We start from the raw sequence: 24,509 nt of genomic DNA, 5'->3' as shown, positions 1-24,509 counted from the left end.
TTTTCCCGAAAAATCTTGGCGCGTGGCAGGTGCAGTTCACAACGCCGCCAACACCGACCGCGCCGCCCGAAGCCCGGGCGGCTCACCGCCTTTGCCCAACAGTTCCATCGTCACCCGCATCGCAGCATCCTGCGCTGATGGATCGGCCAGCACCGCTTCCACTGCCGGAACAATCAGATCGGCGCGGCAACGGTCTCCGATGAATTCCGGCACCACCCGTGTCTCAGACACCAGATTGACCAGCGTTACCGTGTCAATCAGCGCCGCCCGCCGCATCAGCCACAGGGTCAGCGGGTGCATGTCATAGGCAATCACCATCGGGCAGCCATTGGCCGCCAGTTCCAGCGACACCGTGCCCGACGCGGCAATCGCCACATCCGCCGTGGCAAAGGCCCCGCGCTTCAGACCCGCCTCCTCGATGATCTGCGGCTGCACGGCCCACCCCGCCGTCACTTCACGCACCAGCCCGGCCACCCCCGGCACCGTGGGCAGCGCCACGCGCAGGCCCGGATGGCGGGCGGCCAACCGCGCTACCACCTCGCCCAGCACGGGCGCGATCCGCGCCACCTCGCCCCGGCGCGAACCGGGTAGGGCCAGAACCAATGGCCCCTCTCCCGCAAAGGCGGCACGCTCCGTGTCGGAGGCCAGCGTCTCGGCCACCACAGGATGCCCCACGAAATCGCAGGTCATGCCCGCCGCTGTCATATAGGGCGGCTCGAACGGCAACAGCGCCAGCACGTGATCGACATGGCGCGCCATCTTGGCCGCCCGCCCCGGCCGCCAGGCCCAGACAGACGGTGCCACATAATGGATCGTCCGCAGCGCGGGACGCGCGGCTTTGACCAAGGCCGCCACCCGCAGCCCAAAATCGGGGGAATCGATGGTGACCAGCGCCGCCGCATCACTGGCAATCACGGCCTCTGCAACCTCACGGATGCGCCGTTTCAGATGCAGGTATTTGGGCAGCACCTCAGCAATGCCCATGACCGACAATTCATCCATTGGAAACAGCGACGCCATCCCCTGCGCCTGCATCAAGGGCCCAGCGACGCCGGCAAACTCCGCCCCCGGCGACAATTGCTGCAATCCCGCCATCAGCGCCGCGCCCAGACGGTCGCCCGAAGGCTCGCCCGCGACGAGGAAGATCTTCATGCCTCCCGCGCCCACAAGAACAGGCCGCGCGCCTTGGCCTCGGCAATCATTTCCGGCACGTTCAGGCAGATCACCCCGCCCGCCTCGAACGCGATGCCGCCCAGCCCCGCCTCGGCCACCCGGCGCACCGTCTCCGGCCCCAGCGCCGGCAGGTCGATGCGGCGGTCCTGCCCCGGCTTGGGGGCCTTGTAGAACAGCCCCCGCGCGCCCGCAGGTCGCAGCGCAGGCGGCAAAGCCGCCACCCCCGCCAGCATCACATCCGTTCCGGGCAGCGCCTCTACGCCCAAGCACAGCCCCTGCTGCACCACCGCGCCCTGCCCCACATCCACCGCCCCCAGCGCCGCCACGATGGCCGCTGCGCGTTTGGCATCCGCCTGATCCCGGTCCGTCACCTGCCCGGCCAAAACGCCCGCCTCCGGCACCAGATCCGGCGCAATCTCCGGCACGCCCGCCAACGCGAACCCTGCCTCTTCAAAGATCGCCAGCACTTCGCGCAGCGTGGCATCATCGCCCTGCGCCATGGCCTGCAACAGGCGCGGCACCATGGTCGCGGTATCGGGATCGAACAGCGCCGGATCCAACCGGGGCCGCTCTACCGCGCCTGCAAAACAGACGCGGGCCACCCCCTCATCCTCCAGCCGCCGCAGGAAGGGCACCAACCTCTCAACGCGGAACGCCAAATCGGGAACCAGACCGGCAGGGTTGAACCCTTCCAGCGCCGCCACAAAGGGCCGTTCCTGCAACGCCGCCACCAGCGCCGCAGGCAGCGCCCCGCGCCCCGCAATGATCGCCGTCCGCGTCATTTCGGCGTCAGGAAAGACCGGTCCGAGGCCGACAGAATGAAATCCGTCACCTCGCGCACATGCACGCTGTCCGTCTCTTCGCCCAGACGCCGCGCCCGGTCCAGAAACGTCCCCTCGCCCTGTGCCAGCATCTGATAGGCGGCGCGCAGCGCGGTGATTTCGCCCCGCTCCACCCCCCGGCGCTTGAGGCCCACAAGGTTCAGCCCGTCCAACTCGCCCCGCGGGGCCTGCACAAGGCCATAGGGGATCACGTCATTCGTCACCATCGTCACTGCGCCGATGATGGCCCCCTGCCCGATCCGCACAAATTGATGCACGCCCGACAGACCGCCCACGATCACATCATCGCCCAGCACACAATGCCCGGCGATGGCCACGTTGTTCACCAGAATCACACGGTTGCCGATCTGGGCGTCATGGCCCACATGCGCGCCGGTCATGATCAGAACGTCATCGCCCACCCGCGTGACACCGCCGCCACCCTCGGTTCCCAGGTTAAGCGTCGCGCCTTCGCGGATGCGGCAGCGTTCGCCGACGACAAGCCGCGACTTCTCGCCCTTGTATTTCAGGTCCTGCGGCACCTCGCCCACGGTGGCAAAAGGAAAGATCACGGTCTCGGACCCGATCTCCGTGCGCCCCGTCACGACGGCATGGCTCTTCACCACCACGCGGTCATGCAGCACAACCTCGGCCCCGATCACGCAGAACGGCCCGATCTCGCAGCCCGCGCCGATCACCGCTCCGGGTTCCACAACACTCGACGGATGGACGCGCGCCTCGGGGTGAACGGTCATATCTGTCACGCCTTCGGCACGTCAAACATGGCCATGAAGGTGGCCTCGCAGGCCAGCTCCCCCTCAACCATCGCGCGGCCTTCGAATTTCCACACGCGCCCCCCGCCCCGGACGGCCCGGACATGCAGTTCCAGCACATCCCCCGGCACCACCTTGCGGCGGAACTTCACGCCATCCACACCCATGAAGAACACATTCGCATTCTTGTCGACCAGATCCATCGACAAGCCCACCAGAATCCCGCTGGTCTGGGCCATCGCCTCGATGATCATCACGCCGGGAAAGATCGGCATGCCGGGAAAATGCCCGGTGAACTGCGGCTCGTTGATCGTCACATTCTTGATGCCGACACAGCTTTCGGGAACGACGATGTCGCGCACCTTATCGACCAGCAGGAACGGATAGCGATGCGGAATAATCCGCTGGATCAAGGCGAGGTCGGCAGAGGTGACGGGACTGTCGGTCATCTGGTTCTCCTTCACGGGTGCCAAACAGGACACCCGTTCGTGACTAGCAACTTGAAAAGGCCGAAACAAGCGCCCCCGGATCAGGGGGCGGTGGCCGCGCCATCGGCACCGTCCGGCGCCGCTTCCGGTGCGGGGGCTTCGGGCAGCGTCGATCCGTCCCCAAGGGCGGCATCAATCAGCGGGATCGCTTCGTCGGTGATATCCACACCGCGCAGTGACAGGATCACCGTATCCTTGTCAAAAATGGCAACCGCCCCGCTTTCCTGCATCAACTCGCCCAGCACGGGCACCGCCGCCTGCAGGAACCGCTGGCGGTCCTCCTCGCGCTTGGTGGTGATGGCACGCGACTTTGCGTCCTGCGCGGCGCGGATGGCTTCAGTCTTTTCGTCAAAGGCCGTGGCCAGCGCCTGAAACGCCTCGGCATCCAGCGTGGCCCGCTGGTCCGTCAGGCTGCGCTCTTCGGCTTCCAGCGCGCGTTCAAGCGCAAGGTTCTCGGCAATCAAGGCCTTGCTGTCGGCCTGAAACCGGGCCTCCGCTGCCTTGCCAAATGCGGACTCGGTGAACAGCCGGTTGCGATCCAGCATCAGCACCGGCGCGCGCAACCCGTCGGACTCCTGCGCTTGCGCAGGCACCGCAACAGGACCGCACAGCGCCAGCAGCGCCGTCACCAGCACCGTCTTTGCGCCCGCGCGCAGCATCAGAACTTGGTCGATACCGTCAGGTCGAAGGTCTGCTCGACGTCGTAATCTTCCTTGATCAACGGCTTGGCAAAGTTCAGACGCAGCGGCCCGACCGGCGTTTCCCAGAACACCGAGAATCCGACCGAAGACCGCAGGTTCAACGAGTCGTCCACGATATCCGCCCCGGCCAGGCCGCCGTTGACGTTATCCAGACTCCAGACCGACCCCACGTCAAAGAACAAGCCGCCGGTGATGCCGTATTCTTCCGGCAGACCAAGCGAGAAATCCGCCTCGAACCGCGCGACGGCAAAGATGTTGCCGCCCAGTGCCTCGTTATCCGTACCCGCGCCCAGTTCGCGCGGCCCGATCCCGCCCGGCTCAAAGCCGCGGATCTTGCCATTGCCGAAGAAGCGTTCGGTGATCCGGCTGTTCGTTCCACCAAGGCTGTTGATCATCCCGCCTTCAAAGATGGCGCGCAGCGTCACCTCTTCCTGCCGCACCTTGGTTTCCGCCAAGGCCAGCGCGCTGGTCAGGATATACTGGCTGTCGCCGCCCAAACCGGCAAAGTCTTGGCCAAAGCGCAGCAACACGCCGCCCTTGGGGTTCAACCCGCTGATCCGGCTGTCATAGCTATAGGTATAGCCGACCGAACTGGTCACCACCGCACCTTGGTTGACGTCCTGACGGATGATGTCCGACGCCGTTGCCGGGGCATTGCTGATCTTGCTGTCCTGATAGGTATAGCGCACTTCCAGCCGGCTCAGCTCACCCACCGGGAATTCCAGCGCGGGCGAGAACCGACCGATGCGCGAGTCATAGGTGGACGAATTTTCATTGTCGGACTCGCGATAGGAAATCGCGAATTTCAGCGCCACATCCCGGCCCAGGAAGGCCGGTTCGCGGAACGAGAAGCTGCCTTCGGTTGCATCCGTGCCAGTCGTCAACGACACGCCAACCGCCTGCCCGCGACCCAGGAAATTCTGCTCGCTCAGGCCGATGTTGAACCCGATCCCGCTCGACACGCCATAGCTCGCGCCAAGGCTCAGCGATCCGGTCGGCTGTTCTTCCACATCGACATTGACCACCACCTGATCCGGGCTGCTGCCCGGCTCGGCATTCACCTGCGCATCAGCGAAATAGCCCAGCGTCCGGATACGTTCCGCAGACTGGCGGATTTCGCGCGCATTCAGCGGGTCACCTTCCACCGTGCGGAACTGGCGGCGCACCACCTGATCCAGCGTCGTGGTGTTGCCCTCGATGTCGATCCGTTCCACGAAAATCCGTTCGCCACGCACGATGGCGAATTCCACGTCCAGCAGGCCGCCGCGTTCATCCCGCGTGATCCGCGGATCGACGCGCACAAAGTTTAACCCCTTGCGAAGCGCCAGATTTTCCATCCGCGCGATGTTGTTGTCGATCAGTGCCGGCGACCACACCTCACCCGGACGGATGCGCTGCACCGCTGCGAATTCGGCCTCGTCCAGCCCTTCCACTTCGGAAATGGTCGACACCTGCCCGATGCGGAACTGTTGGCCCTCGCGGATCGAGATGGTCACAAAGAACGCATCGCGTTCGCGCGCAACATCCGACGTCGCCTCAAGCACCTGCACATCGGCATAGCCGCGCGCCAGATAGAAATCGCGCAGCAGTTGCTTGTCCAGTTCCAGCCGCTCGGCCACGAAGGTATCGCGCTGGATGATCTGGCGCAGCAGACCGGCCTGCTTCGTCTCCAGCACCTGCCGCAGACGGCGGTCGCTGAAGGCCCGGTTGCCGACGAATGACAGCCGCTCAATCTCGGCCACCTTGCCCTCGGTCACCTCGAACACAAGGTCCACCCGGTTGCCGTCGCGGCGGATGATGCGCGGCTCCACCGTTGCGGCGATCCGGCCGCGCTGGCGATAGGCCTCGGCGATATTGGCAGCATCCTCCTCGGCCTGCGACGGCGAATAGACGAAGCGGCCCTTGGACTTGGCGATCTCGGCCAGTTCCTCATCCTTCAGCCGCGCATTGCCCTCAAAGTTCACGATGTTGATCATCGGATTTTCGACAACGCGGATCAGCAGTGTGCCACCCTGCGGCACCAGTTCGACAGATTGGAACAGCCCGGAATTGACGATTCCCTGATAGGCGTCATTCAGACGGGCGGCAGACACCGTCTCGCCGCGACCGATTCCAGCCAAAGAAATGATCGTCGCAGCTTCGATGGCCTGGTTGCCTTCGACCTGCACGCCGGAAAAGCTGTAACTTTGTGCCTGAGCGGGTGTCAGGAACGGCCCGGAAATGGCCGCGCTGGAAAGGAAAAAGGCAATCAGCGCCGGGCGCATCACCCCGGTGCGCGCACGCATCTCCGGCTTCGCCTGCGTCTCGAACGCCGTTGTCGTGTTCCGCATTGCCTGGCCCCGCCGTTAACAAAGTCTTGTGCTCTGACTACTCGGAAGCGCAGGACTTGTCAAAAGGCTGAGGCCTTTTTAACGATTTTCAGTGACCCAAAAGTGAAGAACCAAGGAAGGCGCCGGCCAGCAAACCCGCCACCATCGTCCCCACCGTGAAGATACGGTCGGAATTCACCACCATGATCAAAGACAGGCCGCGATAGCCCTTCGTGAATGTTTGCATCTTCTATCCTCCGGCCCCCGTTCGTGAGGTCAGGACTAGGATGCAAATATGGCGCGACTTTGGCTCACACCCGGCACTTTCGCGACGGGGGCAAACTGGCACGCGCCTTGCTGGCGCGCTGCCCACTTTAGGTTACGGACAGAAAATGTCGTTGGTTAGCGCAAAGACCATCAGCGTCAGAATCGCCGCCAGACCCACCGTCATCAACACCCGCAGCGCTTTGGCCGTCGGCGGTTTGCCGGTCACCGCCTCATAGGCGTAGAACACCAGATGCCCGCCATCCAGAACTGGCACCGGGAACAGGTTCATCATCCCCACCGCCGTCGACAGCATGGCGATGAACCAGATGAAACTGGTGATCCCCGCGCTTGCCGCCGCACCAGAGGTTTCGGCAATCCCGATCGGCCCGCGCAGATTGCACGACGATATCGCCCCCGTCACCATATGCCACAGCCCCGACAGCGACGTGGTCGCAATGTCCCAGCTTTGGCTTGCGCCCAGACCGATGCTTTCAATCACGCCCGGCACCCGCGTTTCCGGCTCGAAATACATCGCCCCCGTCAACCCGATCAGCCAGCGGGTTTCAAACCCGCCCTCGGCCAGCGGAAGATCCACCCGGCGCGGCTGCAATTCCAACTCGACCGGCTGGCCCTCGCGCATCAGGCTCAACCGCAGGGGCGTACCATCGGATGCCCCCACCAGTTCGCGCAGTTGCGAAAAGGTCGTTACCGCCTGCCCGTTCACCCCTGTGACGATGTCACCCGCCTGAACCCCGGCCTCCTGCGCTGCCGAATCCGGCTGCACCGTTTCCACCAGCGGCGGCAGCGGATGCGAATCCGTCACCTCGACCGTCACGCCGCCCCGATCCACTAGGTATTGCGCCGTGGCCACCGGCGGCAAAGCTGCCGCCGCATCAAGGAAGGCCGGGAAATCCGGCGTCTCCTGCCCGCCCAATGCGACGATCTTGTCGCCCGGTTGCAGGCCAGCCGTGATCCCCGGCATGGTCTTGACCATTCCCACCGTCGGCGCATCCGTCGCCACACCGCTGGCGAGAAACACCCCGGCAAAGACAACGATCGACAGGATGAAATTGAAGATCGGACCCGCCGCCACCGTCGCCGTGCGCGCCCAAAGCGGCGCGCCATGCATCGTGGCCCGCACCTGTTCAGGCGTCAGCCCGCCCAGATCATCCACATGCCCGGCCGACGCCGCGTTCGAATCCCCAAAGAATTTCACATAACCGCCCAAGGGCAGCGCCGCGATCTGCCAGCGCGTCCCGCGCTTGTCCGCCCGCGACCAGATCACCGGCCCAAAGCCCAGCGAAAACACCTCTGCATGAATCCCTGACCAGCGACCCACGATGTAATGGCCGAATTCATGCACAAAGACGATGATCAGCAGCGCCAGCACAAAGGCAAGGATCGTATAGGCCAAGCCGCCAAAGCTTGGGATCAGGTTGATAAGTTCCACGCGCTACCTGCCCTTTATTCGGTTTCGGGCCTGCTCGGCGGCCCGTATTCTTGCCAGATGGTCCATGGCCAGCACCTCTTCAAGGCTCGCCGCGGGCTTTGTCAGCCCCGTCTCGGCTGACAGGACCTCCAGCGTATCCTCGACCACCGCCGCCATGTCCAGAAATCCGATCTCGCCCGCCATGAAATGATCGAGAGCGATCTCCTTCGCCGCATTGAACGCCGCGCCCGACAGCCCGCGCAGCGCCATCACCTCACGCGCCAACCGCAGCGCTGGAAAGCGGCGGTCATCGGGGGCTTCGAATGTCAGGCTGCCCAGCCGCGCCAGATCCAGCCGCTCCACCGGGATATGTCCCCGCTCTGGCCAATGCAGCGCGAATCCGATGGCATGGCGCATGTCGGCAGGCCCCAGATGGGCCATGATGCCCCCATCGCGGAACCCCACCAGCGCATGAACGATGCTTTGCGGATGCACCAGCACCTCGATCATCGCCGGATCGAACCCGAAAAACTCGCGCGTCTCGATAAGTTCCAGCGCCTTGTTGAACATCGACGCGGAATCAATGCTGATCCGGTTGCCCATCGACCAGTTGGGATGCGCCTTTGCCTCGGCCACCGTCGCCGCCGCCAGCCGCTCCAGCGGCCATTCGCGGAACGGCCCGCCCGATGCAGTGATGATCACCCGCTCCACCGCCCCGGCATCTTCGCCTGTCAGCGCCTGAAACACCGCTGAATGTTCGCTGTCCACCGGCAGGATCGTCGCGCCATGCGCCCGTGCCGTGGCAAGCAGCAACTCCCCCGCCGTCACCAGACTTTCCTTGTTTGCCAGCGCTAGACATGCCCCATGGCGCAGCGCGCGCATCCCCGGCACCAGCCCCGCCGCGCCCACGATCCCGCTCATTACCCAATCGGCTGGCCGATCCGCAGCCTCGGCAATTGCCGCCGCACCCGCCGCTGCCTGCACGCCCGACCCTGCCAGCGCTTCGCGCAGCGCGGGCAACTCCGCCTCATGCGCCGTCACCGCCACCTCGGCCCGCAACTCTCGCGCCATCTCGGCCAATCTGCGCACATTGCGCGCGCCGGTCAGCGCAACAACCCGATAGGCATCGGCCCCGCCTGCCCGGCGGATCAGATCAAAGGTGCTCTCACCGATCGACCCCGTGGCCCCGAATATGGAAATCGACCGCATATCCCCTCAGCCGATCGGAAGGTCTTTGAAGAACAGACCCAGCAGCATCACCAGAACCGTCGCCCCTATCAGCGCATCGAACCGGTCCAGCAGCCCGCCATGGCCCGGAATCAGGTTGGAACTGTCCTTCACCCCTGCCCGGCGCTTGACCCAGCTTTCCAGAATGTCGCCCAACTGCCCGGCCAGCGCCACGATGGGCGACAGGATCAGCAGACCCCAATCCCCCCGCCCGGCAATCACAAAGCACAGCCCCACCAGCGCCGCCCCGATCCAGCCCGCCACCGTCCCCGACCAGGTTTTCTTCGGGCTGACCTTGGGCCAGAACTTCGGCCCGCCCATGATCCGCCCGACGAAATACCCCGCCACATCCGACACCACCACGATGATCACCAGCCACAGGATGCCGGTCGTGCCAACCTCTTCGCGCAGGTCCACCAGCCCATAGCCCGCCACCATGATCGCCGCCGCATAAAGCGCGGCAATCTGGCGGTCCCGGCGCGGCGTCAGCGCCAGCGCCATCGGCGCCATCATCAAAAGCGACGTCGCCAGATCAGACCGCAACACCAGCGCCCCGCTCAGCGCCGCCGCCGCAATCCCGGCCATCAAAAGGGGGCGGTTCTTCTGCACCGGCGCGGTGATCGCCGCCAGTTCCCAGATCATCCCCGCCGTCAGCAGCACCACCAGCACAGCAAAGGATGGCCCGCCCAGCCAGATTTCCGCCGCACCGACGGAAATCATCACGATGGCCGACACCACCCGTGGCCTCAGGTCATTCCACCGACCCAGCACATTGGCCGCCGGCTCTGCCGGTGCCGCTGCGGCCTGCGCGGCGGCCTCCGCCGCGCTCTCCTCCGTCTTGTCCGTCATGCGCCTGCCACACCACCAAATCGACGCTCGCGATTGCCGAACTGGCCGACAATTGCCGCCAATTCCTGCGCGCCGAAATCCGGCCACAGCGTTGGCGAAAACTCGTATTCCGCATAGGCCGCCTGCCAGGGCAGGAAATTCGATGTCCGCGTCTCACCGCTGGTCCGGATCACCAGATCAGGGTCGGGCAGATCGCCCGTGTCCAGACGCGAAGCAAACACCGCTTCCGTCACCGCCTCGGGTGCCAACCGCCCCTCGGCCACATCACGGGCGATGGACCGCACCGCGCGGGCAATCTCATCGCGCCCGCCGTAATTGATGGCCACAGTAAGGTTCAGCCGCGCGCCACCCGCCGTGCGCGCCTCGATCCCGGCCATCATTTTCTGCAACTTCGGGTCCAGCCGCGTCCGGTCGCCAATGAACCGCAACCGCACGCCTTCAATCGACAGTCGGTCCGCCTCACGCTCGATATAGCGGGCAAAGATCGCCATCAGGCCCAGCACCTCTTCGGTGGACCGCTTCCAGTTCTCGGTCGAAAAGGCGTAAACTGTCAGCCAACGGATGCCCAGATCAGGACAGGCGCGCACGATCTCGCGCACCCGTTCCGCCCCGCGCCGATGCCCCACAAGCCGCGGCCAGCCGCGCGATGTGGCCCAGCGGCCATTGCCATCCATGATTATGGCCACATGCTCCGCATTGCGGGGCGGGCGCTTCGGATCGGTTGTCTTGCCTGTTCCCAAGCCCTGCTCCCCCCCACATAGCCAGACGGGGACCAAAGCCCCCGGCCCGGCCATGTCAGACCTGCATGATTTCCGCCTGCTTCTGTTCAAGCTGCTTGTCGACGGCGACAATCGCCTTATCCGTCAATTCCTGCACCTCGTCTGACCACATCTTCTGATCGTCCTCGGACATGCCGGCAGATTTGGCCTTCTTGATCTGGTCCATCCCGTCGCGCCGCACGTTGCGGATCGCCACCTTGGCGCTTTCGGCATATTGCGCCGCCACCTTGGCCAGCTCCTTGCGGCGCTGTTCGTTCAACTCGGGGATCGGCAGCCGGATCAGCGGCCCGTCGGTCACCGGGTTGATCCCGATCCCGCTTTCACGGATCGCCTTTTCCACCTTGCTGATCATGCCCTTGTCCCAGACGTTGATCACCACCATCCGCGGCTCAGGCACGTTCACGGTGCCAAGCTGGTTGATGGGCGTCATCTGGCCATAGGCATCCACCTGAATGGGGTCCAGAATTTGCGCCGACGCACGGCCCGTCCGCAACGAGGCGAATTCCTGCTTCAGCGCGTTCATCGCGCCGTCCATGCGGCGCTGAATGGCGTCCAGATCGATGTCGAGGTCATCAGCCGACATTTGGTCTTCCTTCATTCTCCAGCCCAAACCCGCTTCGGATTTCGGGGCCGTTTCGTTGCTCTATACCAGAGCCGCACCGCAACGGAACAGCGTCATTGACCACGCGGCAGGGCACATCCCTGCGCTGCGCTGCGGCCCGGCGCGTCAGTCCTGAACCCGTGTATAGGTTCCTTCGCCCCGCAGGATGCCGCGGAACCCGCCCGGCTCGTCCAGCGAAAACACGATGATCGGCAGGTTGTTGTCGCGCGCCAGCGCGATGGCCGAGGCATCCATCACCCCCAGATGCTTGGCCAGACATTCATCATAGCTCACCGTCACATAGCGTTTGGCATCGGAGTGCTTCTTGGGGTCCTTGTCATAAACCCCGTCCACCTTGGTGCCCTTGAAGATCACCTGACAAGCCATCTCATTGGCACGCAACGTGGCGGCCGTGTCGGTGGTGAAATAGGGGTTGCCCGTCCCGGCCGCAAAGATCACCACGCGCTTCTTTTCCAGATGCCGCACGGCGCGACGGCGGATATAAGGCTCGCAGACCTGATCCATCGGAATCGCGCTGATCACACGGGTGAACACCCCGATCTGCTCCAGCGCCGATTGCATCGCCAGCGCGTTCATCACCGTGGCCAGCATCCCCATATAATCCGCGGTCGTCCGCTCCATCCCTTGCGCCGATCCGGCCAGCCCGCGAAAGATGTTCCCCCCGCCGATCACCATGCAGATCTCGACGCCCAGATCGTGCACCGACTTCACCTCTTGCGCGATGCGCTGAACGGTGGGCGGATGCAGACCAAAGCCCTGATCCCCCATCAGCGCCTCACCCGAGATCTTGAGCATCACGCGGCTATACTTCACCGCAGCATCAAGACCCGGTTTGGACATGGAAAACCCCGTTCTTCAGTATATCGGTTGGACTGCGCCGCAAAATGTATGAAAACGGCGGCGGGTTCAACCGGGAACGGCAGGCCGGAATTGCGAATGTCGGCACCGCACACAGGGGGCCCCGCCCTTCCCTGCCTGCGCAACAGGCCCGGACCAATGGACGTTGAAAGGAACATCCCCCTTGGGCTTTGATCTGTCGCCCCTCTCGCGCGAAGCCCCCGTCCTGATCGCAGGCCCCACCGCCAGCGGCAAATCCGCGCTCGCGATGGAACTGGCCGCCCGCGACGGGCGCGTGATCGTGAATGCCGACGCGCTTCAGGTCTATGATTGCTGGCGCATCCTGACGGCCCGCCCTTCTGTTCCCGACGAATCCGCCCTGCCTCACGCCCTATACGGCCATATCGGGCGCGATGCGCCTTATTCGGTGGGCCATTGGCTGCGCGAAGTGACGCCACTCTTGTCCCGCCCTGTCGTCATCGTGGGCGGCACGGGGCTTTACTTCACCGCCCTCACCGAAGGGCTGGCAGAAATCCCGCCCACGCCCCCCGCCATCCGGGCCGAGGCTGACCAGCGCCTGTCGCAGCACGGCCCCGCCGCCCTGCTGGCAGATCTCGACCCCACCACCGCTGCCCGGATTGATCAGCGCAATCCCGCCCGCATCCAGCGCGCATGGGAGGTGCAGCGCAGCACCGGCCGCGGCCTCGCCGCCTGGCAGGATCAGACCGGCGCGCCGCTTCTGCCTTTGTCAGGCGCGCAGGCGCTCGTCCTGCGGCCCGATGTCGATTGGCTCAACAGCCGTATCGACCACCGCTTCGACCAGATGATCGCCGCAGGCGCATTGGATGAAGCCCGCGCCGAACTGCCCCATTGGCAGCCCACCCGCCCCTCCTCCCGCGCCATCGGCGCGCCTGAACTGATCGCCCATCTGCGCGGCGAACTGTCCCTGCCCGATGCCATCGCGGCTGCCAAGATCGCTTCGCGCCAATATGCCAAACGTCAGCGGACATGGTTCCGGTCCCGCATGGGCGACTGGCGCAGCATCGTCCTGCCCTGACGGCACCCGCCAAAATGGGCTGTCATAGAACACTGCCACAGAACTGAGACACCCCTTGGTTATCAACAGGCGACGAATGCCTTGTGGATAACTGCCCCCCCTCGCCATCTTTTCGCTTGGGTTCGTTGCAATAGCAGGCGTATGATTCGTTAACAACGCGGCGGAAGTGCCTTTGATGCAAGACCAAAACCATTCAGCGGCCGTTTCGGGTGTGGCTGGCGGGGAACCCCGCCTTGTCGCGATTCCGCGACTCGCCGCCGGTGGCCGTTGGCGGGTCGAGGCGATGCGCGCCATTTCCGAACCGATGCTCCTGTGGTTCACCAAGGGACAGGGACGCATCACCGTGGCCGGCGTCACGCGCGGCTACACCGCGCACAACGCTGTCTTCATTCCCGCCGGCGTGATGCACGGGTTCGAGGTCGGGCCGCAGGTCTTTGGCAATGCCATCTTCTTTGGCAAGGATTGCCCCATCCCCCTGCCCCAGACCCCGCAGATCCTCCGCATCCGCGAGGTACACGCCCAGCAAGAGGTGAATGTCATCTTCGACATGATCCTGCGCGAGATGAATTCCGACAGCCCCGCCCATGAACGCGCCACACGCCATTACCTTGGCCTTCTGGGTGTCTGGCTGGAACGGCAGGTCGCCAAGGCCGCGCCCGAACAGGGCAAGCCCGACGCCGCCCGCCGCCTGGTGGCACGCTACACCGCGCTCATCGAACGCGATTTCCGCTCGGGTGCCGGGGTTGGTGACTTTGCCGCCGCGCTGGGCGTCACCCCCACCCATCTGTCGCGCTGTTGCCGTCAGGCTTGCGGCCGGTCGGCCATCACGATCCTGCAAGACCGCCGCATTTTTGAGGCCCGCCGTCTGCTGGCCGAAACCCGGATGCCCGTGGGCCAGATCGGGGCCAGCCTCGGCTTCACCTCGGCGGCCTACTTTACCCGTGCCTTCCAGCACCTCACCGGCAAGTCCCCGACCGAGTTCCGCCGGTCCCAGTGACGGGCGTTCGGCGGCGCCATCGCCCGGAATCGTCGCAAATCTGTCGCGAACCGACCGCCAGACGGCGAATCCAAGCGTTGACGTAAGACCGAAAAAGATGCGCTATGGTGTTTGCGAACTGCGCGCCGCTGGCTGTGATGCTCTTGCCCATGTCGATGCTTGCATGGGGAAATCCTGCTCAACCGGTGCGCGAAACCGACATAAAAATAATAAACCAACTGCCAGTCCAGGGAGACCGACATGAAAGACACGCTCGACATCGCCGCACTGCATCCGGCGGCCACGATGTATGCCAACGAACTGCGTCAGGGCCAGTTGTCCCGCCGCGAATTCCTTGCCCGCACCACCGCACTCGGCGTCTCTGCCGCCGCTGCCTATGCGCTCATCGGCATGGACGCGCCCGCCATGGCGCAGGACACGCCCGCGATGGGCGGCACGCTGCGCATGTCTATGGAAATCAAGGCGCTGAAAGACCCGCGCACCGCCGACTGGTCGCAGATCGCCAACGTCACCCGCGGCTGGCTGGAATACCTCGTCGAATACAACAACGACGGCTCGATCCGCGGCATGCTGCTGGAATCGTGGGAAACCAATGCCGACGCCACCGAATACACGCTCAAGGTTCGCCCCGGCGTGAAATGGAACAACGGCGAAGACTTCACCGCCGATGACGTGCTGCACAACTTCACCCGCTGGGGCGATGCCAGCGTCGAGGGCAACTCGATGCCGGGCCGCATCACCAATCTGGTGGATGCCGAGGCGAAAACCCTGCGCGAAGGTGCCGTCACCGTCGTTGACCCGCTGACCGTGAAACTCACCCTCAGCGCGCCGGACGTCACCTTGGTCGCAGGTCTGGCCGACTATCCCGCCGCCGTGGTCCACAAATCCTATGACAACGGCGATCCGACCGGCACGCCCGGCACCGGCCCCTTCCTGCCCGAAACGGTCGAGGTGGGCGTCAAGGCGCATCTGGTCAAGAACGCCGATCACACCTGGTGGGGCACCGCCGTCTATGGCGGCCCGTATCTGGACCGGATCGAATATACCGACCTCGGCACCGATCCGTCGGCCGAAGTGAACGCCGCAGCAGCGGGCGAACTGGATGCGACCTACCAGTCGACCGGTGAATTCATTGAACAGTTCGATGCCCTGGGCTGGACGAAATCCGAAGCCGTGACCGCCGCCACCCTCGCTGTGCGCTTCAACCAGATGGCTGAAGAGTACAAGGATGTGAACGTCCGCACCGGCCTGATCAAATGCGTCGACAACAATGTCGTGCTGGAGCTGGGCTATTCGAACCTCGGCACCGTGGCAGAAAACCACCATGTCTGCCCGATCCATCCCGAATACTACGCCCTGCCCCCGCTGGCCGCTGATCCGGCAGCCGGCAAGGCCGCGATCGACGCCGCCGGGAAGGCCGATTTCGAATTCGAACTGATCTCGCTCGATGACAGCTGGCAGGCCGCAACCTGTGACGCCGTCGCCGCGCAGATCCGCGACGCAGGCATCAACATCAAGCGCACCGTTCTTCCGGGCTCCACCTTCTGGAATGACTGGCTGAAATACCCGTTCTCGGCCACCGAATGGAACATGCGTCCGCTCGGCGTCCAGATCCTCGCCCTGGCCTATCGCTCGGGCGAAGCCTGGAACGAATCCGCCTTCGCCAACGCGGAATTCGACTCCGAACTCGCCAAGGCGCTGTCGATTGCCGACGCCAAGGCCCGGTCCGAGGTGATGAAGCGTCTCGAAGAGATCATGCAGGAACAGGGCGTCATGGTGCAGCCCTACTGGCGCTCGATCTACCGCCACTTCGATCCGAAGGTGAAAGGTGCCGACATGCACGCCACCTTTGAACACCACCACTACAAGTGGTCGATCGCTGCGGCCTGATCTGCCATCGCAAGACGGGCGCGCGGGGCATTCCCCGCGCGCCCTCCTTCGCCTGCTCCGGGCGCGCTTGCCCCGCACAGCCATTCCATTTGCCTGCGATCCCATGACCGGGAAAGGATGAGCCATGCTCCTCTTCGTGCTTCGGCGTATCGGTGTCATGATCCTGACGGCCATCGCGCTCACCTTCATCGTCTTCTACATGACGAACCTGCCGCCGAACCTTGAAAAGCTTGCTAAGTCCGAAGCCTCGGTCCGCATGGCCGATGACGCCGTGGCAAGCTGGCTGGAAAGCAACGGCTATGGCGGGTCGGTCTTCGTGCGTTATGGCGAATGGCTTGGCGTGATGCCCGGCTGGACCCTCACGGATGAGGATGGCACGATCCGCGGCCGCTGCATCGAAAAGGGTCAGGACGCCGCCACCGCCCGCAGCCATTGTGGGATCCTGCAAGGCGACTGGGGCTTTTCCACCGTCTTCAAACAACCCGTGACCGAGGTTCTGGCGCGCTCGCTCGGCGCAACCGGCTGGCTGATGCTCTGGGTGATGATCGTCATGGTCCCCGCCTCGCTACTCCTTGGCGTGCTCTCGGGCATGCGCGAAGGCAGCCGGACCGACCGGATCCTGTCAACCGTTGCCATCACCACCACCGCCACCCCCGAATATGTCTCCGGCGTCATCCTGATCGCGCTGCTGGCCTCCGCCACGGCAGGCGTTTCTCCGATCCTCGCCGAAGCGGGCTGGATTTCGGGCAAGACGCTGTTCCCCGGCACCGCCACCTCCGCCATGGAGAACATCACCTTCTGGAACTTCTTCCTGCCCGTGATGACCATCGCGCTTTACGGCATCGGCTACATCGCCCGCATGACCCGCGCCTCGATGACCGAGGTGATGACCCAGCAATACATCCGCACCGCCCGGCTCAAGGGCGTGGGTTTCCGTCAGGTCGTCATGCGCCACGCGCTGCGCAACGCCCTGATCGCCCCCTTCACGGTGATCATGTTGCAATTCCCGTGGCTCTTGAACGGCGTGGTGATCGTGGAAACGCTCTTCAACTACAAAGGCTTCGGCTGGACCCTCGTGCAGGCCGCCGGCAATAACGACATCGACACCCTGCTCGCCTGCTCGGTTGTCGCCGTCTTCGTCGTCCTGGTAACGCAGCTGATCTCGGATATCGGCTACGTCTTCCTCAATCCCCGCATCCGCCTCGCGTAAGGGAAGCAAGAATGGACGACGCACTTTCCTGGGGCTCCATCTTCCTGCGCATCGCAGCGCAGCTCCTGCCCGTCTGGGTGGCGCTGATCGCCACCTTCGCACTGTCGATGCGCTATAAACGCCGCTTGGGCCTCTATGGCCGCATCTTCGACAGCCCGGTGGGCATGACAGGCTTCGGCCTTGTGATGTTCTGGGTCTTCATAGCCATCTTCGCCGACTGGATCATCACCCATGATCCGCTGGCACAGCTGTCGGGGATGAAGAACATCCTCCCCGGCGCGCCAGTCAAGGACGTGGCCGAAGGCGCCTATCCTTATTACCTGCTGGGCGGCGACCACCTCGCCCGCGACGTGTTTTCCCGCATGGTCATGGGCGCGCGCGAAGTGCTCAAGATCGCCCCCGCCGCCACGGTCATCGCCTTCATGGTCGGCATCACACTGGGCCTGCCCGCAGGTTATCTGGGCGGCAAGCTCGACACCACGATCAGCTTCATCTCCAACCTCGTCCTCGCCTTCCCGGTGATCTTGCTGTTCTACCTGCTGGTCACGCCCGAGATTCGCGTCACCGGCATCCCCACGGCGCTCGCCGCAATCCTGTTCATCTTCCCGGTGATCTTCCTCACGCTGCTTTTGAACGCGCGCTTCTTCACCGCACCGTCCAAGCGCAACCTCTATGTGGGCCTTGTCCTCGTCATCGGCCTCTGGGCCTATTCCGGCCTCGCCTTCAATGCCGATCCCACCGGCATCTGGTCGATGGACCCTAACATGCTTAACGTCTTCGTCTCGGTCGTCTTCGTGAACTCGCCCGGCGTGTTCCGCATCGTCCGCGGCATGGTGATGGACATCAAGACCCGCGATTACGTCGCCGCCGGCCAGACCCGCGGCGAAGGCCCGTGGTACATCATGCTGTGGGAGATCCTTCCCAACGCACGCGGCCCGCTGATCGTCGATTTCTGCCTGCGCATCGGCTACACCACCATCCTTCTCGGAACGCTCGGCTTCTTCGGCCTCGGCGTCACGCCCGAATCCCCCGACTGGGGCAGCACCATCAACTATGGCCGCCGCCTGCTGGCCATCGCCCCCCACCCGGCGGTCGTCCCCGCCTTCGCCCTCATGTCGCTTGTCCTTGGCCTGAACCTCCTCGCCGATGGCTTGCGCGAAGAAAGCATGAAGGACTGATCCCATGACCCGCCCCCAATTCTTCTCTGTTCAAATATCCCACGGGGGTCCGGGGGTGTGAAACCCCCGGTCCCGCACCCTCCACCCGCGCGAGGCCACCATGTCTGAACCCTGGGATCCGTCCAAACCCATCCTCGAAATCGAGAACCTTTCGATCTCCTTCTTCACGCGCCTGCGCGAAATCCCTGCCGTGATGGATTTCTCCTGCACTGTCATGGCCGGTGAGGCGATGGGGCTGGTGGGCGAATCCGGCTGCGGCAAATCCACCGTCGCCCTCGCCGTCATGCGCTATCTGGGCAAGAACGGCCGCATCACGGGCGGGACCATCCGCTTCAAGGGGCGCGACCTGACGAATATGGAAGATGAAGAGCTGCGCAAGATCCGCGGCTCGGAAATCGCCATGATCTATCAGGAACCCATGGCCTCGCTGAACCCGGCGATGAAGATCGGCGCGCAACTGGCCGAAGTGCCGATGATCCATCAGGGCATGGCCAAGGACGATGCCTGGAAACTCGCGCGCCAGATCGTGGCCGATGTCCGCCTGCCCGACCCCGACCGCATCATCAACGCCTACCCGCATCAGCTCTCGGGTGGCCAGCAGCAGCGCATCGTCATCGCCATGGCGCTGATGTCCAAACCCGCGCTCCTGATCCTTGATGAACCCACCACCGCGCTCGACGTGACAGTTGAGGCCGGCATCGTCGATCTGGTCAAGGAACTTGGCACGAAATACGGCACCTCCATGCTGTTCATTAGCCACAACCTCGGCCTCGTGCTCGACGTCTGCGACCGGCTCTGCGTCATGTATTCCGGCGAGGCGGTGGAAACCGGCAATGTCGAGGAAGTTTTCGACAAGATGCGCCACCCCTATACCCAGGCGCTCTTCCGCTCCATCCCGCTGCCCGGTGCCGACAAGAACACCCGCCCGCTCGTGGCCATTCCCGGCAACTTCCCTCTGCCGCATGAGCGCCCCAACGGGTGCAACTTCGGCCCGCGCTGCGATTACTTCAAGGATGGCCTTTGCAACGCGCAAGACGTGCCCATGGCCACCGTCCCCGATGACAACCGTCACGAAACCCGCTGCCTCCGCTTTGCCGAGATCGACTGGAACGCCCCCCTCGCCGCCGTGAAAATGGTCGAGAAAACGCCTATCGGACGCGTGGTCCTGAAACTCGACGATCTCAAGAAATACTATTCCGTCTCCGGCTCCGCCTTCGGTGGCGGCTCGGCCAAGGTGGTAAAGGCCAATGAAACCCTCAGCTTCGAGGCGCGCGAAGGCGAAACCCTCGCCATCGTGGGCGAATCCGGCTGCGGCAAATCCACCTTCGCCAAGGTACTGATGGGGCTGGAAACGGCAACCAGCGGCCAGATCATGCTGTTTGATGAAAACGTCCAGAACACGCCCATCCAGATGCGTGACACCGGGACGATTTCGAAACTGCAAATGGTGTTTCAAAACCCGTTCGACACGCTCAACCCGTCCTCAACCGTGGGCCGCCAAATCATCCGCGCGCTGGAGATTTTCAAATTCGGTGACTCTGATGCCGAACGCCAGTCCCGGATGCTGGAACTGCTCGATCTCGTCAAACTCCCCCGCGCCTTCGCCGACCGGATGCCGCGCCAACTGTCCGGCGGCCAGAAGCAGCGAGTCGGCATCGCGCGCGCCTTTGCAGGCGGGGCCAAGGTGGTGGTGGCCGATGAACCCGTCTCCGCGCTTGACGTGTCGGTGCAGGCCGCCGTGACCGACCTCCTGATGGACATCCAGCGCAAAAACAAGACGACGCTGCTGTTCATCAGCCATGACCTGTCCATCGTGCGCTACCTGTCGGATCGCGTCATGGTCATGTATCTGGGCCATGTGGTGGAAATGGGCACCACCGACCAGGTGTTCCAGCCACCCTACCACCCCTATACCGAGGCGCTGCTGTCGGCCGTTCCCATCGCCGATACCCGCGTGCAGAAGAAACGCATCGTGCTGGAAGGCGACATCCCCTCAGCCGTCAACCCGCCCCCCGGCTGCCCGTTCCAGACGCGCTGCCGCTGGAAATCGCAGGTCGCAGGCGGGCTTTGTGATCGCGAGGTGCCCCCGGTGAGGATGCTGGAAGGCGGCCATCAGATCAAATGCCACCTGCCGGACGAGGTTTTCGCCACCATGGAGCCGGTCATCAAGATCGCCGCCGAATAAGCGGAAATTGACACAATTTCCGCGTCGTTTTCTGACGCAGAAAACGCTCCCCCACTGGGGGGAGCCGGAATTTGCGTCAAATTCCGCCGCGATTTCTGCGTCAGAAATCGCCCCTTGTCCAAAGCGCCCAAGCCAAAATTCTTCGAAGAATTTTGCAAGAATTTTCGAAAATTCTTGCGCGCGCCCTACCCGAGGATCGCCTTCACGTAATTCTTGGTCTCGGCATAGGGCGGGATGCCGTCATGTTCTTCCACCGCCATCGGCCCGGCATTATAGGCCGCCAGCGCCAGCCGCCAGCTGCCAAAACGGTCATACATCATCCGCAGATAGCGCGCCCCGCCTTCAAGGTTCTCTTGCGGATCGTTGATATCCACGCTCAGGAACCGCGCCGTATCGGGCATCAGCTGCGCAAGGCCCGTCGCGCCCTTCGGGCTCACCGCGCCGACGTTCCAGCCGCTTTCCTGCTGCACCAGCCGCAGGAACAGATCTTCGGGGATGTTGTGCTTGCGCGCCGCCGCCTTGGCAACCTCAAGGAACTCGCCCTTGTAATTGCCGCGAAAGGCCGGCACCGGCCCCCCGTCTTCGTCACGTTCGCTTTTGGGCTTCAACCGTTCCGATCCGGAATACTGCTTGGACAGCCGCCCCTCCAGCAGGTCTTTCTGCTTTTCAAAGATCGCCAGACGCGAAACGCCCGATCCCGACAGCGTCAGCCCTTCCGCGCGCGCGCCTTCTGCCGGCAGCACCGCCCAGACCGCAATCAGGGAACCAAAGACAAAGGTCCGCATCCATCCATCCCGCACATCCAACCGGGCGGACACTACAAGATCACCACCCCTCTTGGCCAGTGCCTTGATCACCGCTCAGACCTTCGTCGCGACGGCCGCTTCGGGCACCAGCGGGGCGTTCAGCAGATCCTCGATCAGCACGCTCACCAACTGCCCGCGCCCCTGCACGCCGGCCTTGCGATAGATGGCATTCAGGTGCGTTTTCACCGTCCCCTCCGCCGATCCGCGCAGGGTGGCAATCTCGGCAATGGAATAGCCCTTGATGGTAAAGGCCGCGACATCCGCCTCTGATGGCGTCAGGCCCCATTGGCGAAAGTAATCCTCCATCAACGAACCCAGCGCCCCGGCCGCCACGCCCAGGGATTTCTCCATCACGGCCTGCCGCCGCATCAGGTTCATCAGCGCCCGCACCTCAAATGCCAGCCCGACAAACAACCCCAGCGTGGCCCCCAGTTCCGGCAGCATATGCGTCAGCACCACGCCGCCTTCCTGGAAATCCTCGACGATATCCACCACAAAAAAGGCCGAACACAGGATCTGGAACCCGATCAGCAGGATCAGCAGCCGCGCATCACGCGCCTTCGGGCGCGCAACGTCGCGGGTCGAAACAACGTCATCGATCATCGGCTGGCTCACCCTCACCTCACCCGGTCATCCATCAGGGAAGTGTCTTGTACCCTGTCACCATGGATTTCGGAAGGTTTACCCCAAGCCTGCGGCTTTCCACCACTACGGCCAGCACATGCACCACGATGGAAATCTCGGCCCAGATGACCAGCACCTCGTGCACTTCCTCCACCCAGCCCACGCCAAAGAACATCAGCGTCGTCATCGCATAGCCCGACGCCGCCAACCCGGCCATCGTCAACAGCAGGTTGAAGATCATCAGCGCGCCCAGAGGCGAGTGGCCTTCATGCACCCGGCGCCGCCCGGTGGCCATATCACCCACCTGCCCCAGCACCGCATCCGGCCCCGGCAGGAAATCGGCAAAACGTGCATGGCGCGTGCCGATGAATCCCCAGATCACACGCAGCGCGATCAGCCCGGCCACGATATAGCCCACCCATTGATGCGCCACCTTGCCCGGCGCGGTGAAAAAGGCATTGGCCGCAAAGGCCGCCACCAAGGCCCAGTGAAACACCCGCACCAGCGGATCCCAGACACGCACCTTCACCGACATGATCCCAACTCCCGTTCCATGATCCCTTGGGGGGCAGGCGCGCCCGGGTTCACCCCGGCCGCGCCTGCCTGCATCATCACCGACGCGCCACCCTCGGGCGCGCCGAAAGGGGATCAGCCCTCTTCGCCTTCTTCATGCTCGACCTGCTTCAGGCCCGCATCGAACCACAGCTCTTCCATCTTGCCGTCCTTGACGACATAGACCTCGATCAGCCCGTCTTCGGCCTTGAACTGGCGGACCTCATAGCCTTGGGCCACCAGCTGCGTGGTCAGCGTTTCCTGCACGGCGGCATCCACCGTGGCTTCGGTTTCTGCCATCGTAATGGCAGGCGCGGCAAAGGCACCACCCAGGCTTCCAAGGACAAGGGCAACAACGGCAAATTTACGGATCATCATCTCTGCTCCAGGTTTGTTCGCCGACGGACATCTCTGCCGCCGGATGCCCCCCACCTGCCCCGTTCCAGCGTGATCCGAAATCCAACCCAGGTCTTGGATAGGTCTTGGCCTTCCCCCCTCTGACCAAAGGCACAGAGCGGACTTCCGCTCTCCACCCAAAGGTGCAGGCGCCCCAAAGCCGAGCCCAGCCGATGCCCGGCCTAACCCCAGCCTATGATTGCGGCCTCCTGCCCGGCGGGCTATAGCCTTTTGTTAACCAGCCGGAGGATAGCCTCCGCACAGGATCAGATTCGGAGGGAAAACATGGCCGGTTCCGTCAACAAGGTGATCATCGTCGGCAATCTCGGGCGCGACCCCGAGGTTCGCAGTTTCCAGAACGGCGGCAAGGTGGTGAACCTGCGCATCGCCACCTCGGAAACCTGGCGCGACAAAAGCTCGGGCGAACGCAAGGAACGCACCGAATGGCATTCCGTGGCGATCTTCAACGAAAACATCGCCAAGGTGGCCGAACAGTACCTGAAAAAGGGATCGAAGGTTTACGTCGAAGGCCAGCTTGAAACCCGCAAGTGGCAGGATCAAAGCGGGCAGGATCGGTATACGACCGAAGTCGTCATCCGCCCCTATCGCGGTGAACTGACCCTGCTTGACGGCCGCGATGGCGGCGGCGGCGGCGGTGGTGCAGGCGGCGATTACGGCGGCGGCGGCTATGATGATTATCAGGGCGGTGGCGCCTCTGGTGGCGGCGGTGGCGGCTATCAGGGCGGCGGCGCGCGCAGCGGCGGTGGCGGTGGCGCCCCCGCAGGCGGGCGCAGCGACATGGATGACGAGATCCCCTTCTGATCCCAACGGCCATACGGCTGAAACGGCAAAGGGCGCATCCCGCAAGGGCCGCGCCCTTTTTGCTGCGCCCTTGTCGGGGCCAACTTCCTGCACTGGACCTTGGCCCCGGCATTCCCTATATATTCACTCAACAACCCCTTCCGGAACCGCCATGACCAACGTGGACAAGATCGAAGGCGCACCGCTGATCGCGCCCTCCAGCACCGACCACCCGCTCTACGACCAGGTGGTCGAGGCCTGCCGTACCGTGTTCGATCCGGAAATCCCGGTGAACATCTTCGATCTCGGCTTGGTCTATACTGTCGACATCTCAACCGAGAATGACGTCGACATCACCATGACCCTCACTGCGCCGGGTTGCCCCGTGGCGGGCGAAATGCCCGGCTGGGTGGCCGATGCGGTGGAACCCGTGGCCGGGGTGAAGTCGGTCAATGTGAAGATGACCTTCGATCCCCCTTGGGGAATGGACATGATGTCCGATGAGGCCCGTCTCGAACTCGGCTTTATGTAAGCGCAA

General features: G+C 63.8%; 25 protein-coding genes. 8 read left to right on the top strand and 17 right to left on the bottom strand.

Annotation, left to right across the window (positions count from 1 at the left end; all coding sequences use genetic code 11):
• Positions 1–36: 36 nt before the first annotated feature.
• The 13 genes from lpxB to pyrH form a co-directional block, all read right to left on the bottom strand.
• On the bottom strand, positions 37–1,152 hold the full coding sequence (gene lpxB, locus RSE12_10930; GenBank protein ID WRH60923.1) for a lipid-A-disaccharide synthase: 1,116 nt from the start codon (positions 1,150–1,152) through the stop codon (positions 37–39).
• Complete coding sequence (gene lpxI / locus RSE12_10925) at positions 1,149–1,955, bottom strand: UDP-2,3-diacylglucosamine diphosphatase LpxI (GenBank protein ID WRH60922.1); 807 nt, start codon at positions 1,953–1,955, stop codon at positions 1,149–1,151. The genes lpxB and lpxI overlap by 4 nt, the downstream gene beginning before the upstream one ends.
• Positions 1,952–2,749, bottom strand: coding sequence for an acyl-ACP--UDP-N-acetylglucosamine O-acyltransferase (gene lpxA / locus RSE12_10920; GenBank protein ID WRH60921.1), 798 nt, complete (start codon positions 2,747–2,749; stop codon positions 1,952–1,954). Before lpxA ends, lpxI begins: the two co-directional genes overlap by 4 nt.
• 5 nt (positions 2,750–2,754) lie before the next feature.
• Positions 2,755–3,216: a 3-hydroxyacyl-ACP dehydratase FabZ gene (gene fabZ, locus RSE12_10915; GenBank protein WRH60920.1), complete on the bottom strand. Its 462-nt coding sequence runs from the start codon at positions 3,214–3,216 to the stop codon at positions 2,755–2,757.
• 80 nt (positions 3,217–3,296) lie between these two features.
• The gene (locus RSE12_10910) at positions 3,297–3,914 is read right to left on the bottom strand and encodes an OmpH family outer membrane protein (protein WRH60919.1); all 618 of its coding nucleotides are present in this window, start codon (positions 3,912–3,914) and stop codon (positions 3,297–3,299) included.
• Complete coding sequence (bamA, locus tag RSE12_10905; GenBank protein ID WRH60918.1) at positions 3,914–6,286, bottom strand: outer membrane protein assembly factor BamA; 2,373 nt, start codon at positions 6,284–6,286, stop codon at positions 3,914–3,916. The genes RSE12_10910 and bamA overlap by 1 nt, the downstream gene beginning before the upstream one ends.
• Positions 6,287–6,374: 88 nt before the next feature.
• A complete protein-coding gene (locus tag RSE12_10900; GenBank protein ID WRH60917.1) occupies positions 6,375–6,512 on the bottom strand; it encodes a hypothetical protein in 138 nt (45 codons plus the stop codon).
• A 132-nt stretch (positions 6,513–6,644) separates the two neighbouring features.
• A complete protein-coding gene (gene rseP / locus RSE12_10895) occupies positions 6,645–7,982 on the bottom strand; it encodes an RIP metalloprotease RseP (protein ID WRH60916.1) in 1,338 nt (445 codons plus the stop codon).
• A gap of 3 nt (positions 7,983–7,985) precedes the next feature.
• Complete coding sequence (gene dxr / locus RSE12_10890) at positions 7,986–9,170, bottom strand: 1-deoxy-D-xylulose-5-phosphate reductoisomerase (GenBank protein ID WRH60915.1); 1,185 nt, start codon at positions 9,168–9,170, stop codon at positions 7,986–7,988.
• Between the two features lie 6 nt (positions 9,171–9,176).
• Complete coding sequence (locus RSE12_10885) at positions 9,177–9,908, bottom strand: phosphatidate cytidylyltransferase (GenBank protein ID WRH64792.1); 732 nt, start codon at positions 9,906–9,908, stop codon at positions 9,177–9,179.
• A gap of 125 nt (positions 9,909–10,033) precedes the next feature.
• A complete protein-coding gene (gene uppS, locus RSE12_10880) occupies positions 10,034–10,711 on the bottom strand; it encodes a polyprenyl diphosphate synthase (protein ID WRH64791.1) in 678 nt (225 codons plus the stop codon).
• A 121-nt stretch (positions 10,712–10,832) separates the two neighbouring features.
• The gene (gene frr, locus RSE12_10875; protein ID WRH60914.1) at positions 10,833–11,399 is read right to left on the bottom strand and encodes a ribosome recycling factor; all 567 of its coding nucleotides are present in this window, start codon (positions 11,397–11,399) and stop codon (positions 10,833–10,835) included.
• Positions 11,400–11,543: 144 nt separating this feature from the next.
• Positions 11,544–12,278, bottom strand: coding sequence for a UMP kinase (gene pyrH, locus RSE12_10870; protein ID WRH60913.1), 735 nt, complete (start codon positions 12,276–12,278; stop codon positions 11,544–11,546).
• Positions 12,279–12,441: 163 nt separating this feature from the next.
• Between pyrH and miaA the strand changes: the two genes are divergently transcribed.
• The 6 genes from miaA to RSE12_10840 all read left to right on the top strand — a co-directional run bounded on the left by miaA (position 12,442) and on the right by RSE12_10840 (position 20,792).
• Entirely contained in the window at positions 12,442–13,332 is an 891-nt protein-coding gene (miaA, locus tag RSE12_10865; GenBank protein WRH60912.1) for a tRNA (adenosine(37)-N6)-dimethylallyltransferase MiaA, read from the top strand.
• A gap of 175 nt (positions 13,333–13,507) precedes the next feature.
• Complete coding sequence (locus RSE12_10860) at positions 13,508–14,329, top strand: AraC family transcriptional regulator (protein ID WRH60911.1); 822 nt, start codon at positions 13,508–13,510, stop codon at positions 14,327–14,329.
• A 240-nt stretch (positions 14,330–14,569) separates the two neighbouring features.
• Positions 14,570–16,219, top strand: coding sequence for an ABC transporter substrate-binding protein (locus RSE12_10855; protein WRH60910.1), 1,650 nt, complete (start codon positions 14,570–14,572; stop codon positions 16,217–16,219).
• 124 nt (positions 16,220–16,343) lie between these two features.
• Positions 16,344–17,429, top strand: coding sequence for an ABC transporter permease (locus RSE12_10850; GenBank protein ID WRH60909.1), 1,086 nt, complete (start codon positions 16,344–16,346; stop codon positions 17,427–17,429).
• Between the two features lie 11 nt (positions 17,430–17,440).
• On the top strand, positions 17,441–18,607 hold the full coding sequence (locus RSE12_10845) for an ABC transporter permease (protein ID WRH60908.1): 1,167 nt from the start codon (positions 17,441–17,443) through the stop codon (positions 18,605–18,607).
• A 100-nt stretch (positions 18,608–18,707) separates the two neighbouring features.
• The gene (locus RSE12_10840) at positions 18,708–20,792 is read left to right on the top strand and encodes an ABC transporter ATP-binding protein (GenBank protein WRH60907.1); all 2,085 of its coding nucleotides are present in this window, start codon (positions 18,708–18,710) and stop codon (positions 20,790–20,792) included.
• A 185-nt stretch (positions 20,793–20,977) separates the two neighbouring features.
• Here RSE12_10840 and RSE12_10835 read toward each other — a convergent pair whose 3' ends face one another.
• From RSE12_10835 to RSE12_10820, 4 genes are all read right to left on the bottom strand, one after another.
• Positions 20,978–21,577, bottom strand: a complete 600-nt coding sequence (locus tag RSE12_10835; protein WRH64790.1) for a lytic transglycosylase domain-containing protein — start codon at positions 21,575–21,577, stop codon at positions 20,978–20,980.
• A gap of 75 nt (positions 21,578–21,652) precedes the next feature.
• Complete coding sequence (locus tag RSE12_10830; protein WRH60906.1) at positions 21,653–22,201, bottom strand: helix-turn-helix transcriptional regulator; 549 nt, start codon at positions 22,199–22,201, stop codon at positions 21,653–21,655.
• Positions 22,202–22,235: 34 nt separating this feature from the next.
• Positions 22,236–22,757, bottom strand: a complete 522-nt coding sequence (locus tag RSE12_10825) for a cytochrome b/b6 domain-containing protein (GenBank protein ID WRH60905.1) — start codon at positions 22,755–22,757, stop codon at positions 22,236–22,238.
• Between the two features lie 113 nt (positions 22,758–22,870).
• Entirely contained in the window at positions 22,871–23,152 is a 282-nt protein-coding gene (locus tag RSE12_10820) for a PepSY domain-containing protein (protein WRH60904.1), read from the bottom strand.
• A 303-nt stretch (positions 23,153–23,455) separates the two neighbouring features.
• Here RSE12_10820 and ssb point away from each other — a divergent pair, with 303 nt between their 5' ends.
• Together ssb and RSE12_10810 are read left to right on the top strand one after the other, a co-directional pair.
• Positions 23,456–23,992 carry a single-stranded DNA-binding protein gene (ssb, locus tag RSE12_10815; GenBank protein WRH60903.1) on the top strand — a complete coding sequence of 179 codons (537 nt, stop codon included), beginning with the start codon at positions 23,456–23,458 and terminating at the stop codon, positions 23,990–23,992.
• A gap of 151 nt (positions 23,993–24,143) precedes the next feature.
• Positions 24,144–24,503, top strand: a complete 360-nt coding sequence (locus tag RSE12_10810; protein ID WRH60902.1) for an SUF system Fe-S cluster assembly protein — start codon at positions 24,144–24,146, stop codon at positions 24,501–24,503.
• Positions 24,504–24,509 lie beyond the last annotated feature (6 nt).

It is taken from the genome of Fuscovulum sp., assembly GCA_035192965.1.
GTDB lineage: Bacteria > Pseudomonadota > Alphaproteobacteria > Rhodobacterales > Rhodobacteraceae > Paragemmobacter.
The sequence above is the reverse complement of the archived record's forward strand: the minus strand, read 5'-3'. Positions and strand labels throughout refer to the sequence as shown.

Bases quoted from the DNA above. Each gene is read 5' to 3' on its own strand.
- lpxB (WRH60923.1), bottom strand. From the start codon at position 1,152: ATGAAGATCTTCCTCGTCGCGGGCGAGCCTTCGGGCGACCGTCTGGGC.
- lpxI (WRH60922.1), bottom strand. From the start codon at position 1,955: ATGACGCGGACGGCGATCATTGCGGGGCGCGGGGCGCTGCCTGCGGCG.
- lpxA (WRH60921.1), bottom strand. From the start codon at position 2,749: ATGACCGTTCACCCCGAGGCGCGCGTCCATCCGTCGAGTGTTGTGGAA.
- fabZ (WRH60920.1), bottom strand. From the start codon at position 3,216: ATGACCGACAGTCCCGTCACCTCTGCCGACCTCGCCTTGATCCAGCGG.
- RSE12_10910 (WRH60919.1), bottom strand. From the start codon at position 3,914: ATGCTGCGCGCGGGCGCAAAGACGGTGCTGGTGACGGCGCTGCTGGCG.
- bamA (WRH60918.1), bottom strand. From the start codon at position 6,286: ATGCGGAACACGACAACGGCGTTCGAGACGCAGGCGAAGCCGGAGATG.
- RSE12_10900 (WRH60917.1), bottom strand. From the start codon at position 6,512: ATGCAAACATTCACGAAGGGCTATCGCGGCCTGTCTTTGATCATGGTG.
- dxr (WRH60915.1), bottom strand. From the start codon at position 9,170: ATGCGGTCGATTTCCATATTCGGGGCCACGGGGTCGATCGGTGAGAGC.
- RSE12_10885 (WRH64792.1), bottom strand. From the start codon at position 9,908: ATGATTTCCGTCGGTGCGGCGGAAATCTGGCTGGGCGGGCCATCCTTT.
- uppS (WRH64791.1), bottom strand. From the start codon at position 10,711: ATGGATGGCAATGGCCGCTGGGCCACATCGCGCGGCTGGCCGCGGCTT.
- frr (WRH60914.1), bottom strand. From the start codon at position 11,399: ATGTCGGCTGATGACCTCGACATCGATCTGGACGCCATTCAGCGCCGC.
- pyrH (WRH60913.1), bottom strand. From the start codon at position 12,278: ATGTCCAAACCGGGTCTTGATGCTGCGGTGAAGTATAGCCGCGTGATG.
- RSE12_10860 (WRH60911.1), top strand. From the start codon at position 13,508: ATGCAAGACCAAAACCATTCAGCGGCCGTTTCGGGTGTGGCTGGCGGG.
- RSE12_10855 (WRH60910.1), top strand. From the start codon at position 14,570: ATGAAAGACACGCTCGACATCGCCGCACTGCATCCGGCGGCCACGATG.
- RSE12_10850 (WRH60909.1), top strand. From the start codon at position 16,344: ATGCTCCTCTTCGTGCTTCGGCGTATCGGTGTCATGATCCTGACGGCC.
- RSE12_10845 (WRH60908.1), top strand. From the start codon at position 17,441: ATGGACGACGCACTTTCCTGGGGCTCCATCTTCCTGCGCATCGCAGCG.
- RSE12_10840 (WRH60907.1), top strand. From the start codon at position 18,708: ATGTCTGAACCCTGGGATCCGTCCAAACCCATCCTCGAAATCGAGAAC.
- RSE12_10835 (WRH64790.1), bottom strand. From the start codon at position 21,577: ATGCGGACCTTTGTCTTTGGTTCCCTGATTGCGGTCTGGGCGGTGCTG.
- RSE12_10830 (WRH60906.1), bottom strand. From the start codon at position 22,201: ATGATCGATGACGTTGTTTCGACCCGCGACGTTGCGCGCCCGAAGGCG.
- RSE12_10825 (WRH60905.1), bottom strand. From the start codon at position 22,757: ATGTCGGTGAAGGTGCGTGTCTGGGATCCGCTGGTGCGGGTGTTTCAC.
- RSE12_10820 (WRH60904.1), bottom strand. From the start codon at position 23,152: ATGATGATCCGTAAATTTGCCGTTGTTGCCCTTGTCCTTGGAAGCCTG.
- ssb (WRH60903.1), top strand. From the start codon at position 23,456: ATGGCCGGTTCCGTCAACAAGGTGATCATCGTCGGCAATCTCGGGCGC.
- RSE12_10810 (WRH60902.1), top strand. From the start codon at position 24,144: ATGACCAACGTGGACAAGATCGAAGGCGCACCGCTGATCGCGCCCTCC.